Source organism: Vibrio sp. TAP-3B (genome assembly GCF_057784735.1).
The window spans coordinates 736,297-755,229 of the sequence record NZ_CM173496.1; the positions used below are offsets into that span (position 1 = coordinate 736,297).

Annotated in this window: 18 protein-coding genes; 14 read left to right on the top strand and 4 right to left on the bottom strand. The window is 44.9% G+C overall.

What is annotated here, in order from left to right:
• Window positions 1-74: 74 nt before the first annotated feature.
• Complete coding sequence (locus tag AC3D28_RS17790; RefSeq protein WP_488536186.1) at window positions 75-893, top strand: cytosolic protein; 819 nt, start codon at window positions 75-77, stop codon at window positions 891-893.
• A gap of 43 nt (window positions 894-936) precedes the next feature.
• Window positions 937-1,968: a cytosolic protein gene (locus tag AC3D28_RS17795; protein ID WP_488536187.1), complete on the top strand. Its 1,032-nt coding sequence runs from the start codon at window positions 937-939 to the stop codon at window positions 1,966-1,968.
• Between the two features lie 185 nt (window positions 1,969-2,153).
• On the opposite strand, the gene AC3D28_RS17800 is transcribed toward AC3D28_RS17795, so the two are convergent.
• Together AC3D28_RS17800 and AC3D28_RS17805 are read right to left on the bottom strand one after the other, a co-directional pair.
• Window positions 2,154-2,510, bottom strand: coding sequence for a YibL family ribosome-associated protein (locus AC3D28_RS17800; protein WP_488536188.1), 357 nt, complete (start codon window positions 2,508-2,510; stop codon window positions 2,154-2,156).
• Window positions 2,511-2,591: 81 nt separating this feature from the next.
• The gene (locus AC3D28_RS17805) at window positions 2,592-3,587 is read right to left on the bottom strand and encodes a 2-hydroxyacid dehydrogenase (protein ID WP_488536189.1); all 996 of its coding nucleotides are present in this window, start codon (window positions 3,585-3,587) and stop codon (window positions 2,592-2,594) included.
• A gap of 322 nt (window positions 3,588-3,909) precedes the next feature.
• On the opposite strand from AC3D28_RS17805, the gene AC3D28_RS17810 reads away from it, so the two are divergent.
• Window positions 3,910-4,392, top strand: coding sequence for a L,D-transpeptidase family protein (locus AC3D28_RS17810; protein WP_098413537.1), 483 nt, complete (start codon window positions 3,910-3,912; stop codon window positions 4,390-4,392).
• A 37-nt stretch (window positions 4,393-4,429) separates the two neighbouring features.
• On the opposite strand, the gene AC3D28_RS17815 is transcribed toward AC3D28_RS17810, so the two are convergent.
• Window positions 4,430-5,140 carry a glycerophosphodiester phosphodiesterase family protein gene (locus AC3D28_RS17815; protein ID WP_488536190.1) on the bottom strand — a complete coding sequence of 237 codons (711 nt, stop codon included), beginning with the start codon at window positions 5,138-5,140 and terminating at the stop codon, window positions 4,430-4,432.
• Window positions 5,141-5,309: 169 nt separating this feature from the next.
• Between AC3D28_RS17815 and AC3D28_RS17820 the strand changes: the two genes are divergently transcribed.
• From AC3D28_RS17820 to AC3D28_RS17870, 11 genes are all read left to right on the top strand, one after another.
• On the top strand, window positions 5,310-5,975 hold the full coding sequence (locus AC3D28_RS17820; RefSeq protein ID WP_098413539.1) for a response regulator transcription factor: 666 nt from the start codon (window positions 5,310-5,312) through the stop codon (window positions 5,973-5,975).
• On the top strand, window positions 5,975-7,354 hold the full coding sequence (locus AC3D28_RS17825) for a histidine kinase sensor domain-containing protein (protein WP_488536191.1): 1,380 nt from the start codon (window positions 5,975-5,977) through the stop codon (window positions 7,352-7,354). Before AC3D28_RS17820 ends, AC3D28_RS17825 begins: the two co-directional genes overlap by 1 nt.
• A gap of 201 nt (window positions 7,355-7,555) precedes the next feature.
• Window positions 7,556-9,637, top strand: a complete 2,082-nt coding sequence (locus AC3D28_RS17830; RefSeq protein ID WP_488536192.1) for a TonB-dependent siderophore receptor — start codon at window positions 7,556-7,558, stop codon at window positions 9,635-9,637.
• A 73-nt stretch (window positions 9,638-9,710) separates the two neighbouring features.
• A complete protein-coding gene (locus tag AC3D28_RS17835) occupies window positions 9,711-10,478 on the top strand; it encodes a DUF3450 domain-containing protein (protein ID WP_488536193.1) in 768 nt (255 codons plus the stop codon).
• Window positions 10,479-11,846 (top strand): MotA/TolQ/ExbB proton channel family protein, encoded by a 1,368-nt coding sequence (locus AC3D28_RS17840; protein ID WP_488536194.1) that lies wholly within the window; start codon window positions 10,479-10,481, stop codon window positions 11,844-11,846.
• Window positions 11,846-12,400: a MotA/TolQ/ExbB proton channel family protein gene (locus tag AC3D28_RS17845; protein ID WP_098413544.1), complete on the top strand. Its 555-nt coding sequence runs from the start codon at window positions 11,846-11,848 to the stop codon at window positions 12,398-12,400. Before AC3D28_RS17840 ends, AC3D28_RS17845 begins: the two co-directional genes overlap by 1 nt.
• Entirely contained in the window at window positions 12,397-12,801 is a 405-nt protein-coding gene (locus tag AC3D28_RS17850; RefSeq protein WP_098413545.1) for an ExbD/TolR family protein, read from the top strand. Before AC3D28_RS17845 ends, AC3D28_RS17850 begins: the two co-directional genes overlap by 4 nt.
• Window positions 12,801-13,421, top strand: a complete 621-nt coding sequence (locus tag AC3D28_RS17855) for an energy transducer TonB (protein ID WP_098413546.1) — start codon at window positions 12,801-12,803, stop codon at window positions 13,419-13,421. The genes AC3D28_RS17850 and AC3D28_RS17855 overlap by 1 nt, the downstream gene beginning before the upstream one ends.
• Window positions 13,418-14,590 carry a tetratricopeptide repeat protein gene (locus tag AC3D28_RS17860; RefSeq protein WP_488536195.1) on the top strand — a complete coding sequence of 391 codons (1,173 nt, stop codon included), beginning with the start codon at window positions 13,418-13,420 and terminating at the stop codon, window positions 14,588-14,590. Before AC3D28_RS17855 ends, AC3D28_RS17860 begins: the two co-directional genes overlap by 4 nt.
• Window positions 14,591-15,024: 434 nt before the next feature.
• A complete protein-coding gene (locus tag AC3D28_RS17865; RefSeq protein ID WP_488536196.1) occupies window positions 15,025-16,071 on the top strand; it encodes a porin in 1,047 nt (348 codons plus the stop codon).
• Window positions 16,072-16,332: 261 nt separating this feature from the next.
• Window positions 16,333-17,457, top strand: a complete 1,125-nt coding sequence (locus tag AC3D28_RS17870; RefSeq protein WP_488536197.1) for a M14 family metallopeptidase — start codon at window positions 16,333-16,335, stop codon at window positions 17,455-17,457.
• Window positions 17,458-17,550: 93 nt separating this feature from the next.
• On the opposite strand, the gene AC3D28_RS17875 is transcribed toward AC3D28_RS17870, so the two are convergent.
• Window positions 17,551-18,921, bottom strand: a complete 1,371-nt coding sequence (locus AC3D28_RS17875) for an L-serine ammonia-lyase (RefSeq protein ID WP_098413549.1) — start codon at window positions 18,919-18,921, stop codon at window positions 17,551-17,553.
• Between the last annotated feature and the right edge of the window lie 12 nt (window positions 18,922-18,933).

Sequence of the window (18,933 nt, forward strand, 5' to 3'; positions counted from 1 at the left end):
CGTTGCCGTTGGATAAAAATCGACACTTTGATAGAGTTCGCAGCGCATGCACGCACAATTCAGATGGAGGATTAATGAAGTTACTGTACTGGTTAGATGAATGGCTGGCTCTTTCCCGAGACGATCAGCAAACCAAGTTACCGATCTCTGGGGATGACTTACTTGACGATGTTTTTGTTAAGTATGAGCTCGCGGATCTGAATCAACCGCTACTGTTTACCTTCTCTCCCTCCGGTACTGATATTCAGAAGCAGGACTTACACCCTAATTTTGTCCCTTGGGGATATCCTTTCGCACAAAAACACAAAGTGAATATTATTGCCTTTCAGCATCTAGGTAAAAGCAATTGGTTCCGAAGCCGAAATTTGATTTTCTTTTTGGAACAATTATCCCCGCTGTTAACGCCCTTTATGTGTCGTTTGGGTTATGGCCAGAGTCGCGGCGGTTTTGCCATTGGCGCATTCGCCAAATTACTTAAACTCAACCATGTTCTGTTGTTTTACCCTGTCAGTACAAAGAACAAGACTTTGGTTCCATGGGATGATCGATCGAGTACTGAATTGGCTCAACAGTTTGACTGGGAGGGGGATTATCACGACCGAGAGCTAGGAGGTGCCAAAGGTTATATCATTTATGATCCTACTAATGATATCGACAGACTCCATGCTAAACGTTATCCAGAGCTGACTCATTTAAGAGTCGTTGGTATGGGTCATGGTACGCATTCCACTTATTTGAATAAGTTGGATTTTTATGATCAGGTGGAGGCGTCGTTTATTCTTCACCAGCAAATAGATATCGCCCAGTTTAGCGATCAAATGAAAATTTTTTGTTTGAAAGAGGACGAATCACATAGCCCCGACAATGGGGAAACGATACACACTAAAGACTAGATTTTTTAATACAATTGCGAAGCGCAATTTAGATGGAGGATAAATGAAGTTACTGTACTGGTTGGATGAATGGTTGACGCTTTCTCGAGAAGAGCAGCAAACCAGGCTACCTATGTCCGGAGAAGATTTACTTGACGATGTGTTTGTTAAGTATGAGTTTGTTGATCTAAACAAACCATTGTTGTTCACCTTCTCTCCTGCGGGAACCAACATACAGGAACAGGACTTACATCCGGATTTTGCGCCGTGGGGTTACCGCCTCGCCCAGAAACAGGAAGTGAATATTATTTCCTTTCAGCACCTAGGTAAAAGCAATTGGTTCCGCAGCCGAAATGTGATTTTCTTTCTTGAACAATTATCGACATTGTTAAAGCCCTTCGAGTCTCGCTTAGGCTATGGATTGAGTCGAGGTGGTTTTGCTATTGGTGCTTTCGCTAAATTACTTAAACTGGATCAGGTGCTGTTGTTTCATCCAATTAGTACCAAGAATAAAGCACTAGTTCCTTGGGATGATCGATCCAGTACAGAGTTGGCTCAACAGTTTGATTGGGAGGGGGACTATCACGATGTAGATCTAGGAGAGGCCAAAGGCTATATTATTTATGACCCTACCAATTACATTGATCGACGCCATGCCAAACGTTATCCAGAGCTGACGCATTTGAGGGTCTATGGTATGGGGCACGGCACTCACGCGACTTACTTGAATAAGTTTGGTTTTTATAAACAGGTCGCGGTGGATTTTATTCGTCACCAACAGATAGACATCGCTCAGTTTCGTCATCAAACTAAAACCTTGCGCCTGAAAGAGGACTACTATCAAAGTCTGAATAAGGCCAACGCCAATTCCATCCACCGTTTGGGGTTACTGAGTAAGGCTCATAATGTATTGATTGATGAGAAAAAGGCGCACGTGAAGGAGCATCAGGCACAAATTGATATTCAGCCGTTGGTTGAGATTGCGCTTAAGCATCAGCAAGAAAACCCGCAAGATGCGGTACAACTTTTGGAAGTGGCCCAGCAACTGGTGCCTGACGATCCTGTGGTAGAGTATAAGTTGCAACAATTGTTATAGCCCGAAAGCCAAACGCGAAGGTATGCCGTTGAGAAAAGGTCAGTTGTTCGGCTTCTGACCTTTACGCTCATTTACTCTGGCTATATATTCATCCAGCGGTTGTATTTTCGTTGGTAGCCGTAGGGAAAATAAAAAAGCCCAAGTCAATGCTTAGGCTTGGATGTGGTGATATTGATTAAGCTTCTTTAAAACTCTTTTGGTGCGAAACCTGTCATTACGTCTAGGCGCAGCTCTTTACCTACTTTAGTCAATGGATGCACAATAACTAGGCCGCGGACGCGTTTTTTAAGCTTACCGATGTCTGCTTGCTCTTCTTTGGTGATTTCACGAGAGAATGGCATATCAAGTAGACTTTTACGCTCTTGATTAAGCTCGTATGTTTGCTTGTGCTTAAGTTGGTTAAGCTTCTTAGATAACTGCTCGACGTTATCCGTGAACTTTGAAATCATTTCGTGATCACCACGAGTACGAGCCGCATCAAGTTTACGTTGGTAATTATCTAAACGGTTATGCAGCTTTTGAATATCAGTTTTTATGCTCATGGTAATTTGGCTCAAATTTAAATAATCGAGTAGTATAGCATAGCTGAATTCAGACGCTCTACTATACCGCTCGATTCGTACCTAGTTAATCAGTTCATTACCAGATGCTTTTCCAGAAAAAAATGCTTCTGCGTTGCTAAGCGTTACTGAAGCAATATTATTTAACGCCTCATGAGTCAAGAACGCTTGATGGCCAGTGAACAACACGTTGTGACAAGCTGAAAGACGACGGAACACATCATCGACGATAACATCATTAGACTTGTCTTGGAAAAATAAGTCCTTCTCATTGTCGTAGACATCCAAACCAAGCGCGCCGATTTTACCTTGTTTTAGCGCTTCAATCGCGGCGAGAGAATCCAGTAACTCACCACGACTGGTATTAATGATCATCACACCGTCTTTCATTTGTGCGAAAGCTTTTTCGTCCAACAAGTGGTAGTTTTCTTCACTCATTGGGCAATGGAGAGAGATAATGTCGGCATTTGCGTAAATTTCTTTAAGTGAGCAGTAGCGAGCGCCCATTTCTAGAGCCAATGCGTTCTCGTAAGGGTCATAACATAGGAGCTCCATACCAAGCCCTTTGAAGATTCTCATCGTCGCAATACCGATCTTACCCGTTCCAATAACACCAACGGTTTTACCGAAAAAGTTAAAGCCTACTAACCCTTCTAGAGAGAAATTAGCATCACGAGTACGCTGGTAAGCTTTATGTAGTCGGCGGTTTAGGCACATCATCAAACCAACGGTATGTTCGGCAACGGCTTCAGGAGAGTAGGCCGGAACTCTAACCACTTGTAATCCGAGTTCTTTAGCAGCTTGTTGATCAACTTTATCAAAACCTGCACATCGCATAGCAATGAGTTTTGTGCCACCTAAAGCCAGTTGTTTTAAAACCGGCGCAGAAAGGTCATCATTAACGAAAGCACACACCACATCACAATCATGAGCCATTTTGGCGGTCTTGGCCGTTAACCGAAAATCGTGGTAATGAAACGCGAAGTCTCGGTTGTTTTTGATTTTATTAAAAGAGGCTTCGTCGTAGGACTTTGCACTGAAAAAAGCAATGTTAATCATGGTTCCCCCTGAGAAAATGCAGACTTTATAAATAAATATACTTATAAAGTAATGCAACTTAAGCATGATGAATAGTGAAATCTGCTCTGTTGTTGTTGTAATATCAAAATGCCATTAATTTGAGGCTACCCCAAGTCATCTTGAGCTACTTATTTTGGAGAGCTTAACCTAGTGCAGTCTCGGTAATATTCCGAACTCCGTACCTTCAAGTCACTTGATTGTAGTACGTTCCAGCGTGATGTGCCGTTTGCTTTATGGTTTATAACTGACTAGCATAATCGCTCTTTTATTGTTCATTTTTTCTTAGGTAGGCGTTCTGACGATGTCAGCAAAATGGTGCTCTTTATTCTTTTGTTATTTCTTTACCATCAGTTCCCATGCAGCTGTTGATCTTGTCAAAATCGATAAGTCGAAGCGTCGAATGTATTTGCTCGACCAAGGGACAATATTAAAAGAATTCCGCATCGCGTTAGGAGCGAACCCGAAAGGACATAAACAAGAAGAGGGCGACAATCGTACACCTGAGGGCAAGTACAGCTTAGATTACGTTATTGCAGACTCTGCTTTTTATCGTTCCGTGCATATTAGTTACCCAGATGCCATTGATACGCTTGAAGCGCACCGGCGCGGTGTTTCACCAGGTGGTAACATCAAAATTCATGGTTTAAAAAACGATGAAAGTCAGGAGCCGAACTATATCCAGAGTTTTGACTGGACGAACGGTTGTATTGCGATTACCAATCAAGAGATGGATGAGTTTCTCCAACTGGTGGAGATGGGAACACCGATTACGATTGAGTGGTAGATCCCATCTGTGTACTCCTTTTCATGTGCGGTTTATTTTAAGACATGAAGCGCTGCGGATGATCACTGAAAATACCATCTAACGAAGGCAAGTGTTTCAGTTTTTTGGGGTGATTGACGGTGTAGCACATCACTTTATAACCCGCTCGCTGCAGTTGGTTAATTTGATGGCAACGAACCCAATTAATGTTGAGGTTGCAACTATAGGCGTTGACTTCTTCGAGTAGACGCTGGTCTTTCGAGGTTAAGAACTCACTCAAAACGCCCAATCGATATCCTTCGCAGTGCTGATGAAGCGCTCTGATTACGTCATGGCTGAAGCTTGAGAGCAGAAGGCTGTTTTTAGGCATTGAGCTTGATGCCAGTGTTTTAGCAAGTACTTGTGCTACGTCTTTTGCTGGATGGCGGTCAACCTTTACTTCGATATTCAAGTGAAGATTATTTTCTGCCGCTAAGGAAAGCAGTTCATCCAGCGTCATGATCGTTTCACCAGAAAAATCCTTATTGAACCATCCACCAAAATCTAAATTTTTTAGTTCTTCCACCGTGTGTTCATCCACACGGCCATTGCCATTACTGCATCGATTTATAGTGTGATCGTGGCACACCACCAAAATATTATCCTTGCTTGGTTGGACATCGACTTCTACCCAAGTCAACCCAAGATCAATCGCGGCTTGAACACTGACTTTCGTATTTTCTGGGTATGAACCAGCAACACCACGATGACCAATTAACAGCGTTTCCATTTTCTTTATCTTCTCTTTTATGATGAATAGATTGTACCCGTTTTTTTTTGCGAATATAGGGGGAGAAAGCCGTCGTTATATTCGCTCAATGCGGTTGACGCGATATGGTTGTGCAATCTGTAAATGAGTAATATAATGCGAAGCATTTTCATTTAATGGTTGGGTGGTAATGTCTCGAGTTTTGATAGTGGATGATGACGTTTCTTTGTGTGAACTGTTAGAAGCCGTATTGCGTGAAGAGGGTTATATGGTGTCTTCCGTTCATTGCGGTGAAAGTGCGTTGCAATATATGGAAAAAGCATCGGTGGACCTTGTATTGCTTGATGTCATGTTGCCAAACCTAAATGGGATGCAAGTGGCCCGTCGTATCTGTCAACGCTTTGCTACGCCGATCCTGATGCTGACTGCTTTAAATGATGAAAACTCAATGCTTGATGGCTATCAAGCAGGTGCGGACCAGTACATCGGCAAACCTTTTCATGTCCCAGAGCTTCTCATGCGTATTAAGGCGATTCTTCGTCGTGTTGGTCTTGAGCGTCAACGCCAGACCATGTGCAGTACCGTTCAGACGATCAGCCGTCAGATTAGCAGTTTGCCCCTAACCAGCACTGAAGCGGATTTATTGAGCTACTTGGTTAAGAATCAAGGTGTTGTTATTTCCAAGTCAGAGCTTCAAACCGAAGTGTTAAAGAAGGCATTGAGTCCTTTTGACCGAAATCTCGATATGCATATCAGTAATATACGTCGCAAATTAGTTGAGGCCGGCTTATCGAAACAGCATATCAAGACCTTCCGTGGTAAAGGATACAGTTACTTAGAGGCCGTAAACGGTTAATGAAGCTTACTTGTCCATCTTATATTGCCAAACGTAAAGACAGTTTAGCGTTTAAACTCTTTAGCTACATGACGGTGATAGTGTTGAGCATTTTGGTCGTACAGGCACTCACCGAGCAAGCTTTAGTGAAAGCCATGTTGAAAGTGCCTGACAGTGTGCGGGCAGAGATGCTAGATCTTGCGGATCAAGCCAATGTCTTAATTGAAAATGGCGACATGGATGAACTTGCGGATTGGGCTAATGCACAACGTTTTTATCTGTTCGTATTGGACGCACATCAGCAGCCCTTAACACACCGTCATATGCACCCTCATTTTGAGTTCAAGCTTCAATTTAAAAGGAGTATTGATGATCAACTTGAGGGGAAAGTGAATCGCCCGATTATCAATCTCCCTCTAATACAAAATAATAGTTTAGTGATCCAGCTCCCGTATCGGTTGCACCCTGCTCACGACTTCATTTTGTATTTTTCTATTCTTAAAATCGTGATTGCCGCAGTGATCCTAGCGTTGTTTTCGCTACTGATGGCACGCAATCTACAGCAACCACTCGATCGTTTAAGAGAAGCGAGCAAAAAGTTATCCAATGGCGATTTTAATGTCAGTGTGGTGAAGGCGCTCAAGTCGAATACACGCGAGTTCAATGAGCTGGCACAAGACTTTGACTACATGACGCAGCAAATTCATTCTCTAGCGGAAAAACAGCGATTACTGATAAGAGATGTCTCCCACGAACTTCGAACCCCTTTAGCGCGACATAACTTAGTTCTACATCTGCTGCGCAAGCGTGTAGGAGCAAACGAGCAAAGTCTAGTCACGAGGCTAGAAGATGAAGCCAAAGAGTTAAACCATCTTATCAGCGAGATATTAGAGTTCAGCCGTTTGGAAAATGCTCGTTACGACCATGCGATTAAACGTCGTGATTTAGAAGTCTTGCTCGCACCGCAGGTCGAGCGATGCAAAATCGATTTAAAACCAGGACAAACATTGTCATTCTGTTCGGAAACGGTGTGTGCAACAGCTTATTGTGAGGAAACATTGATTGTACGTTGTCTCAATAATTTAGTCGGCAATGCAATCAAATATTCAGGGGAGAATTCGCAGATAGAGGTATCGTTGGCAAGTCATTACGAAGCTGGACAACAGGTTGTCACGCTCTCCGTATTTGATAATGGGCCAGGAATTCCAGAGAACAAGCTGGTTGATATCTTTGATCCGTTTACCCGCTTAGACACGTCGCGAGATAAGAAATTAGGCGGGTACGGCATCGGCCTCGCAATTGTAAAAGAATCCATGCGGATTATGGGGGGAACTGTAACGGCAAAGAACCGTGAACAAGGTGGTCTTAGTGTTACCTTGATGTTCCAGCGATGCGTTTAACAAATCCTGAATTATCGCCACTCGGATCACAAAAATGACTTCGAATCATTAGAGCGTTCTTTACAAAAATCTGCCAATGCAAAGAATGTAAATTTAATGCAAATAGTAATGATTATCACTTATATTCGCTAGCGAAGTCATTAAGAGGGAATCGCATTCAGTAAATGTGCGGCCCGAAAATAATAATCGGAGTGAAAGGATATGTTTACTAAGAGCTCGTTGGCATTAGTGATCGGTGCGGTGTTAGCAACACCTGCAGTGGCGGAAGTTCAGACAGACGAACATGTAGTTGTAGAAGGTCGAGAGTTCGGTTACAAGGCGGATACAAACAGTACAGCCATGCGCATGGAAATGATGCAGCTGGAAACGCCAGGACAAGTCGCGGTTATCGATGAAACGCTAATAGATGAGCAGCGTGCGAGCACACTTGGTGAAGTGCTACGTAACGATGCCAGTGTTAGCGCGGGTGGCACCAGCCGTAACCGAGAACGTTTCTCTCTACGTGGTTTTGAGCTTAGTAGTTCAGACGGCTTTCTTCGTGATGGTCGCCAACACTGGTCACATTATCGTCAGCCAATTGAGCTTTTAGAGCGCGTTGAAGTACTCAAAGGTCCATCGGGTCTACTTTACGGTAAATCTGAGCCGGGTGGCTTAGTAAACATGGTTTCTAAGAAACCAACAACTCAAACGCAAGCAAGTTTGAGTCAAGAGATTGGCTCGAATGATCACTCACGTACCGTATTAGATGTGAGTGGCGCGCTAAATGATGCAGAGACGCTACGCGCTCGTGCTATTTTTGCTAAAGAAAGCGACGGTTCTTGGCGTAGGTACGGTGATGGTACCGAGCCTAAAACGGATCGTACGGTGGCAGGTTTAGTGGTTGAGTACGATATCACAGACAACGTTATGGTATCGGCCCATTACGATCGCACGAAAGACGATGGTAGCGTGGATTCTGGTGCCTACATTGTCGATGGTAAAGCGGTTCGCGGTGATAAGTACATTTGGGATGCTCAGTGGTCTGAAATTGATAATGACGTAGAAAACTACGGTGTCGATATTAATGCTCAAGTCACGGACAACGTGAATGTAAAAGCGGGTTACAACCGCCAAGACTTTAAGCGTTTTGATGTAGAGTCTTACCCTAAGTTTGGTCAGTATGAAGAGAGCAATACGATTAAACATCGAGGCAACGATCGTACCGATAACTGGGTATTTGATACCGCCTATTTGGATGTAACCACGGACTTTACGCTGTTTGGTACGGAAAATAGGCTATTAGTGGGCGCTAACTACTTAGATTATAGTTATGATCGCTTTATGGCATTTCATAATGAAGCGAATATAGAACCTGGGCAAACCGTACCTAAGCCTGGATATCGTAGTTCGAAAAAATCGCCAACGTCAGAGTACGATACTTGGGGGCTCTACGCACAAAATATGATGACGATTAATGATTACTGGCAAGTGCTTGCGGGTGTTCGTTATGACGAAAAGCGTGATGATGCACTGACAGAAAACCAAGTTTCTCCAAAGTTTGGTGTGATTCTCCACCCGACAACGAATGGCTCGATTTATGTTCAGTATTCAGAAAGCTTTATGCCTCAAGGGCAGGTAAGTGGTGAAGATTATACGAACGATGGTGAGAAGCTGGACGCTGAACGAGGCATCTCTTACGAAGTCGGCACCAAGTGGGAATTGTTTGATCAGCGTCTTTACCTAACAGGTGCTCTGTTCGATATCACGCTAGAGAATGTCAAGCTGACAGTTGATGCACCAAATAACCCGGGTAAAGAGACAGTGACTCAAGACGGTGAGCAAGTACACCGTGGTGCCGAAATTCTAGCGCAAGGTTTTGTCACAGAGGAGCTCTCGTTAACGGCTTCTGCTATGTACTTAGATGCGGAGATTACACAGAGTAAAAACTATAAAGGCAATCGTCCAGCAGACGTACCAGAATTCTCAGCAAGTTTATGGTCTAGCTACAAGGTTCAGGACAATACCAACCTCAACCTCGGTTTGATTTATGAAGGTGAGCGCTACGGTGATGCAGAAAACACCTTCGAGAAAGATGGGTATGCACGTATCGATATGGGCGTGTCATACAAACACAAGTACGATGAAAACTTGGATATTATTGCTCGATTCAATGTAGAAAACCTGTTTGATACTGAATACTTTTCAGGTGGCGGTAAAACAGACCCTCTTGAGTATGATGGTGCTAGCGGCGTAGTGATTGGTGAAAGCCGAAACTACATGGCAACAATCCAGTTTAAGTACTGATAAAATTTTGATTTTTAAGGGGAAGTTTGGTCTTCCCCTTTGGTCGTTTTTGGAACACAGAAATATAACTCGTATGAATCTAATGAAATCAAGTATCGCTCTGTTGATATCATCGGTTTTGATTCCCGCTCACGCGGCGAACTTAAACGATGCACAAGTTGTGCAGAGTAAAACAAACCAATCGTCGGCGATAAGTCAGAAGCGTATTGATGCAAGCGCAGAAAAATCACTGACTTTAGATGCTGAAATTGAACAGCTGCAAGAAGAAGTCGGTAACTTGAAGATTTATCGCGATCACCTTGCAAACCTCGTTGCGAGTCAAAACCAAGAAGTGGAGAGCTTGAACGAGCAAATTGAGCAGATCGCTCAGACGCGTCAAGGTGTCGTGCCTTTGATGTATCACATGCTTGAAGGTTTAAAAGTGCTCGTCGCTAACGACAAGCCGATACGCAAAGCGCAACGTGAGGAGCGAATTGCAAAGCTGGATTCCATGATGACGCGCGCAGATGTTGCGGACGCAGAGAAGTTTCGTCGCATTTTAGAAGCGTACCAAATCGAGATGGATTACGGCACCAAGCTTGGTGTGTACCAAGGCAAGATCAACCTGAATGACAATGAAGCGGTGGAGGCGGATATTCTCTATTTAGGGCGTTTGTCTTTGGTAGCGCGTAGCTTATCTGGTGAGACATTCTGGAGCTGGTCACAGCAGCAACAAGCATGGCAGCCAGTGGGAGCTGAGCAAAAATCAGAGCTAGATAAAGCGTTCGCTATGGCGAATAAACAGATCGCGCCGAGCATGTTAACTCTGCCAGTGTCGTTAACCGCTGCGGAGGGCAAATAAATGATGAAAAAATGGTTATCGGTGGCACTAATTTCGACAGCCGCATTAATGCCTCATACAGCGTTTGCTAGTGATGCGTTGTTGCAAAAGGCGCAGCAAGAAAATCGTCAACAGCAATCACACAACGTAACGCGTGAGTCGGGCTTTAAGCAAACAGAGCAAGAGCTACAGGCGATAAAGAATAAATTGGCTGCAGAGCGAGCGGCTCTTCAAGCAGAAGCCGATTCATTAAGTGTTACCTTCGCTGAAAATGAAGCAGAACTAGCGCAGCTAGAAGAAAAGCTACGTTTAGAAACCGGAAGCTTAGGTGAGTTATTTGGCGTCGTTCGCCAGAACGCAAAAGAGCTAGAGTCAGAGCTAAAGAGCTCGGTAACGGGTGTAGACGCAAACTCATATCAGAAAGATATCGATGCTATTGTTGCGGCTAAATCACTGCCAACGTTGACCCAACTTCAGGCGATGTGGCACAGCATGGAAGAACAAATCAAAGCAAGTGGTGAGATGGCAGACGTCTCTTTCACATTGCTCGATGGCGAAGGTCGTGAACAAACGGTTAATGGTGTTCGTCTTGGTTCTATGGCGCTGCTGGATGAGACTGGCTACGTTAAGTGGAATGGTCAACGCGGAGATGCGGTAAATTATCTACGTCAGCCTGACAACGGCCCAACGGCGAGCACTATCTCCTCTGGTGACATTGAGGAGATAGTTATTGATCCGTCACGCGGCATTCTTCTTGAGCAACTGGCAAACTCACCGACTTTGGCTGATCGCCTAAATGCAGGCGGCGTTGTCGGTAAAATCATCCTTGGTTTATTGGCTATTGGTCTATTGATTGCGCTCGTACGTGGTGCATCGCTGATGATTTCGCGCCAGAAAATCATGAAGCAACTGAAAACTCCAGCGCAGCCAGGCGATAACCCTTTGGGTCGCGTGCTTGCAGTGTACCAGAAAGACAAGCATCGCAGCGTAGAGGCGTTAGAGCTACGTCTTTTGGAAGCCGTGGTTGATGAGCAAACTCATCTAGAAAAAGGGTTGTCGATGCTGAAGCTGCTTGCCGCGCTTGCCCCTATGCTTGGTCTTCTCGGCACCGTAACGGGTATGATCGAAACCTTCCAAGTGATCACTCAATTTGGTAATGGTGATCCGAAAGTAATGGCGGGTGGTATTTCGATGGCGCTTGTGACTACTGTACTTGGCCTTGTTTCAGCCATGCCTTTGCTATTGGCGCACAACGTATTGAGCTCTCAAGCAGAAAATATTCGCAGTATCTTAGAAAAACAAGGCATCGGTTTGGTTGCAGAACAAGCGGAGCGTGATATGCCGAGCAACAAAAGTCACTCTAACACCTTAGCGGAGAACGCAGCGTAATGGAGCAGATCCTACTCAACACATTGGGTTTGATCAGTGAGGATTGGGCCACAACCTTGATGAGCTTTATGCAGCAAGGTGGTCAAATCCTATGGTGGCTGGCTGCCGTCGTGGCGGTGTGCTGGCTGTTGGTCATGGAGCGAGTTATTTATCTCACAACGGTTTTTCCAGGAGTAAAGAAACAGCTTTGTGAGCAGTGGCAAGCAAGATCAGAGCACCACTCTTGGTACGCGCATCAAATCCGTGACGGGTGGATTGCAAAAGCGCAAATCGAACTGCGCCAAAACCTATCGACCATCAAACTACTTGTGGCGATTTGCCCAATGCTGGGTCTGTTAGGAACGGTGACGGGCATGATTACGGTGTTTGACGTAATGGCATCGCAAGGCAGCAGCAATCCAAAATTGATGGCTTCAGGTATCTCACTTGCTACGCTGCCAACCATGGCCGGTATGGTCGCGGCGCTTGCGGGCATGTTTGTTCATGCTCGCCTTAGTAAAGTGTGTGAACGAAAAGCTATCCAGTTAGAACAATCTTTAAGGAGTCAAAAGTGAGACTCGGACGTAGACCTAACCAACAAGATGAAGCCCAAGTCGATCTCACCTCGATGCTTGATATCGTCTTCATCATGTTGATCTTTTTTATTGTGACTAGTTCGTTTGTACGTGAGTCCGGTGTAGAAGTGAATCGCCCTCAGGCTTCCAATGTCGTCAGCCAAAAAGACGCGGGCATTTTTATCGCGGTAACGGCAGCAAATGACGTATACATCGATAAACGAGTGGTTGATATTGAGCGTGTTGAAGCGTCTATTGAACATCTGTTACTTGATCAGCCTGATGCCTCGTTGGTTATCCAAGCTGATGAGCATGCTTACAATGGCACTGTCGTGAAAGTGATGGATGCGGCAAAAGCCGCGGGCGTGAAAAGCATCGCATTGGCGGCGGAGAAACCTTAATGGGCAGGCTGTTACTTGCACTCCCAGCATCATTGCTAATTTCTTTGAGCCTGTTTAGCTTTATGGCGTGGATGGTTGATAAAGGCAACCAACGTGCGCCGGAAGCGTCAGAAACTGTTCGTTTTGATATGGTGATGGTAGAGAATGACGCCGACGTGCAGCGTCGTCAACGTTCAGTGCCAGAGCAACCAGAACCACCACAAGCGCCGGAGCCAATCGATCTGTCTCAAGCCGATACGCAAATGGAACCCATGAGCCAGATGACGCCAGTCAGTGCTTTGGGTTTAAATACGGCGCTGGATGGCATCGCGATCAGTGCACCAAACTTGAAGGGGACGATGGGTAACCAACAAGCACTGCCGTTGTATCGTGTTGATCCTCGCTATCCAAGTAAGGCGCTAAAACGTAGAGTTGAAGGCTATGTCATTATGCGTTTCACCATTGACGCAACCGGACGACCAAAAGATATTGAAGTGATCGAGGCGAAGCCAAAGCGTATGTTCGAGAGAGAAGCGATTCGTGCGCTTAAAAAATGGAAGTATCAACCAAAAGTTGAGGATGGGGTGTCCATTGAGCAGTTCGGACAAACCGTAAAACTGGAGTTCAAGTTAGCCAAATGATGAAAAAATTATTAATTGGTACGGTACTGAGCCTGAGTGCATTTTCCACTATTGCCAGCGAGCTAAGCCAATACACCGCCGCGAGAGTTCAGCGAGCACATAACTTGGCTCAAGAGGAGAAGCTAAAAGAAGCGATTTCATCTCTTGAAACTATGGATCTTTCGCATGGGTATGACCAAGCTTATGTGGATCGAATGTTGGGTATTTTTTACTGGCAGAATGAGCAAACTCAAGCGGCCATTAAGCAACTTGAGTTGGCAGTCAATAGTGGTTTGCTGCAAGATGAGCAAGCATGGCAAACTCGAAAGATGCTGGCCGATATCTTGCTGAATGAGCAACGTTTTTCTAACGCTTTACCTCATTACTACGCCCTAAGCCAAAACGTGCCTAAGGACCAAAAAGCGCATCAACTTTGGCTACGTATTTCTCAGTCGCACTATCAGCTGAGCCAGTGGCAAAAAGTGCTGTCAGCAATCGCTCGCTATGAGAAATTTGGTCAGCCTGACAAACTTGGCGCATTGTCGATAAAGCTTTCTGCTGAGTTAGAGCTGAAAAAGTGGAAGCCCGCCATCTCAACGATCAAACGCTTGATCGTGATTGACCCCGAGCGGATTGAATGGTGGCGTCAGTTAGTGAGTCTTTACCTACGAGTTGAGGATAACAAACCTGCGTTAGACGCTTTGGCTTTGGCAAAACTGAAAGGGCTAAAGCTCAGTCAAGATGATTTAAAACTGCTGGCACAACTGTATGCGAAACGAGGCATCCCAGAGAGAGCCGCGTTGGTGATGAACGAGCTAGAGGATGTAAACTCGAATAGTAAGCTAAAAGCTCAGCAAGCGACGTATTGGCAAATGGCAAAAGAGTGGGAAGAGTCTATTGATAGCTGGCGTATTGCTGCTCAGTTAGATAGAAAGTATTACTGGAACTATTCTCAACTGCTGGTTCAAGAAGGCCACTACAAGCAAGCACTTGCGGCGCTGGATAAGGTCAGCGGTCGTAAAGCGGATGTCGCACTTATCAAAACACGCGCTTACTACAAGCTGCAACGTTTTGACGATGCATTGGCGAACGCGAAACGAGCCGATGAAATTAAGCCGTCGAATCAAGCGAAAAGTTGGGTGAAGTACTTATCTCAGCGGCGCAAAGTGGAGTTGACCCAAAACTCGTAAACCTACAGTTATTGATAAAAAGACCCGAGCTTAGCCTCGGGTTTTCAAGTTTAGTGGAACAAGATAAGCCACACACATTATGGCGAGTGGCAGAAAAGACTTTGAAAAACGTTAACAACCGTTTATTGAACGAGATCGCATACTACACATTATATTATTGACCGTAGGGGCAGTAAGAATGCCAAAAGTGAGAAGCCACTCGCGCGCAGGGAATGTAACACGTAAAAAGTCCGTAGAATTTATGTTGGAAAATGAAAAGTTCCCTGCTTTTTCGTGACTTAGTTCAAAAAATGACCGCGAATACCATTGATTGCATAATAAAGTGTTTGTTTTATTTCGATTTCGTCATTACTTTGTTACGTGTTCGTTGTGATTAATTCAAGTTTAATCTGATTCTGAGCGAACTGGTACAAACAACTATACGGATGTTAACAATGAAAATGAAAACTCTAGCCGTTGCAGTGGCGGCACTAGCATGTGGTACACAAGCCTTCGCAGCAGAAGTTTATAACAGCGATGGCACATCTCTTTCTATCGGCGGTCACGTTTCTGTTGGCGTCGGTGAGTATTTCGAAGACGAAGTGAAAGTTCACCAAGTGTCTCCACGTATTAACGTGGCGGGTAAGAAAGACATTGGCAACGGCATCACTATCGACGCTAAAGGCGAATGGGCACTTAACTACCTAAATGGTGGTGAACAGTCATTCTCAACGCGTCTAGGCTACATCGGAGCGACTCATGATCAGTTTGGTCGTCTAGTCGCAGGTACACAGTGGTCACCGTACTACGACATCGCGGGCGTAGCGGACTTACCAATCCCGTTTGCGAACGATTTCTTGTACGACAACCACAACAACCTAGGGACTGGTCGCGCAGAAAAAATGCTCAGTTACCGCAAAGGGTATGATTTTGGCAACGGCTTTGCTTTCAACCTAGGCCTAGGTTGGCAGGGCGAGAATGATGATACAAGTGTATCAATCGTGAAATCCGAAGCTACAGGTCTGCCTGTATATGCAACTTCTGGTAACAAATATGATCAACGCGGTCAAATCGCACTTAGCGGCTCTGTAGCTGGCTTTGGTATTGGTTACGTATACAGCGGTGGTGACGTTAAAAACGGGAATAATACAGAAAATGCTGAATCACACCTAGTCTCTGTAAACTATGGTGAGTATGCTTCAGGCTTATACGCAGCAGTAGTATACGGCATGAACGAATACTTCTACGATATGCGTGAAGACACATCTCAGCTTGAAGCTTTGTTGGCGTACGGCGTAAACGATTGGACATTCAGTGTTAACTACGAAGGTGTAGAAGACGACAAAGACAATAAGACAATTACAAGTGAAACAGCATTACAAGCTGAGTATGCTGTAACACCAGCGTTCTATACTTTTGCAGGTTACCAGTTTGACTTAGGTAACGACTATAATAATGAAGAGAACGATTACTGGACTTTAGGTGCTCGTTACTACTTCTAATCAATAGGCCTGTTTCTACTGCCTAAACACATCTATTGTGTTAGCGCCTACTCAGTGTGAGTAGGCGTTTTTCTTAGTTGGCCAGTTAAATGCGTATATTGCTAATTGATCGTACTGATGGTTTGTAATGAGTACGCATACAGCCTTCACAAGAGGCGAGGAAATATCGTGGCTAGGAGCGATAGGAAAGTAATAGGGGCATCTCTTCCCTTTGTGTTAGCCTCAGCTTTTCAAGCTCAGATGAAAAAGGTGAGTAATATAATGAAAGTATTCAGCAACTTCGATAGCGGCAGCATTCACGTAGTGAAAGCAGACGACAAAAACGACATTCAACTCAAAATTCCTAATGACAACCTGTCAGAATTCTACCAATGGTTTCACTTTCGTCTAGAAACAGAAGCAGAACAGTCACACATCATCAAACTGCTTGATTTGGCCAAGTCTGCATACCCAGAAGGTTGGCAGGGTTACGATGTTGTGGCGTCTTACGACCGCGAAGAATGGTTCCGTATTCCTGCTGAATTCGATGGCGATACGCTGACCTTTAAAGTCATTCCAGAACGCAGTTCTATCTACTTCGCTTACTTTGCGCCTTACACGTACGATCGCCATTTAGACTTATTACACATGGCACAGAGTGCGCATCATTGTCAGTTGGAAATTTTAGGTCAGACGCTGGACGGCAATGACATGAGCCTACTGACGTTTGGTGAACCAGAAGCAGGTAAAAAGAGAATTTGGATGATTGCCCGTCAGCATCCAGGTGAAACCATGGCGGAATGGTTCATGGAAGGCATGATCCAACGTTTGTTGGATGAAAACGACACGGTTGCACGTGCGTTACTAGAAAAGGCCGTGCTTTACGTAGTGCCAAACATGAACCCTGATGGTGGTATTCGTGGTCATTTACGCACCAACGCGGTAGGCGTGAACTTAAACCGCGAATGGCAAACGCCGTCAATGGAAAAAAGCCCAGAAGTTAGCCTCGTGCGTCAACGAATGTTGGAAACTGGAGTCGACATGTTTTTAGACATTCATGGTGATGAGGCGATTCCATACAACTTCGTTGCAGGATCAGAAGGAATTCCTTCCTATGATGAAAACCTTGCTGCTTTAGAAGCGTCATTTAAGCAAGCATTACTTACTATTACGCCTGAGTTCCAAGATGCGATGGGTTACGACAAAGATGAACCAGGGAAGGCGAACTTAACGGTGGGTTCAAATTGGGTTGCAGAACAATTTAAATGCTTGTCTTATACCATTGAGATGCCATTTAAAGATAACAACAACCATCCAGACCCACTTTACGGTTGGTCGCCAGAGCGCAGCGTATTATTTGGACAAGATGTGCTAGCTGCGACGCTAACGGTAACAGATAAAATTTAGGGCAATGAAGGCATTACCCTGAAAACAGCTCATTTTTGATGAGCTGTTTTTTCTCTCAATCATTTTACACTCTATAAAACGTTGTTAGCGGCATTACTCGCACGGTGGTGCCATGTGGATCACGGCTAAACCGCCTAAAGATGTTTCACGGTATTTTTTGTTCATGTCTTTACCTGTCTGGTACATGGTTTCGATAACTTTATCTAGTGAGATAAGACACTTACTATTGCGCTTTAACGCCATACGTGACGCATTAATCGCTTTCATTGCACCCATCGCATTTCTTTCGATACACGGCACTTGAACCAAGCCCCCAATTGGGTCGCAGGTCATACCCAGGGAATGCTCCATCGCGATTTCTGCCGCAATACAGATCTGCTCGTTACTGCCGCCTCTTAGCGCCGTCAGGCCCGCTGCTGCCATGGATGAAGAAACGCCGACTTCTCCCTGGCAACCCACCTCTGCACCTGAAATTGATGCGTTAGTTTTATATAAAATGCCGATCGCCCCAGCGACGGCAAGAAAGTCCTTTAACTGCTTGATATCGAGTTCTTTAATGAATCGATGGTAATACATCAACACCGCAGGTATGACTCCCGCCGCGCCGTTCGTTGGAGAGGTGACGACTTGTCCACCAGCTGCGTTTTCTTCACTGACTGCAAAAGCAAATAAGTTAATCCAATCCATGATCTCCATGGGATCATTTTCAATCGCAGCATTGGCCTCCAGCTTTTTCAACAGGTTTGGCGCGCGGCGAGTGACGTTTAAACCGCCTTCTAAAATACCTTCAGTATTAAACCCACGATCCATGCAGAGTGACATCACTTTCCAGATCTGCTCTGCTTTTTGGTCGATCTCTGCCTCAGGGCGGAATGAAAGCTCATTCTGCAAAATCATGCCACCTAAGCTAAAACCGTTCGCTTCGGCCTTTGCAAGCATCTCATCAGCGGAAGTGAATGGGAATGGCACTTCTACTTGAGCTTGTTGTGTGCCGTACTCTAGTTCATCTGCTGTTGCGATAAAACCGCCACCAATAGAGTAATAAGTCTCGAATGCGACCTGATCGCCAGCGGCATCAAGTGCAGTGATCATCATGCCGTTCTCATGCAAAGGAAGGTAATCGCTATGGAAGACGATATCATGGTCATAACTAAACTCAATGTGGTGAGTTCCCGCTAACGGTAAGGTTTTGTTTTCTATGGTATGTTGTAATGCACTTTTAGCACTGGTCATTTTTATGTTATCTGGGCGGTTACCCATCAAACCGAGGACGGTGGCGCGATCCGTATGGTGTCCTCTGCCAGTAAGTGATAATGAGCCGTAGAGGTCTACTTGCACACGATGCACTTTCGCCATAGAGTCTTTAAGGCGTTGAGTGAAATGAAATCCGGCGAGCATAGGGCCATTAGTGTGGGAACTTGAAGGTCCGACACCAATCTTAAATATATCGAAAATCGACAGCATAATTGACTTCCT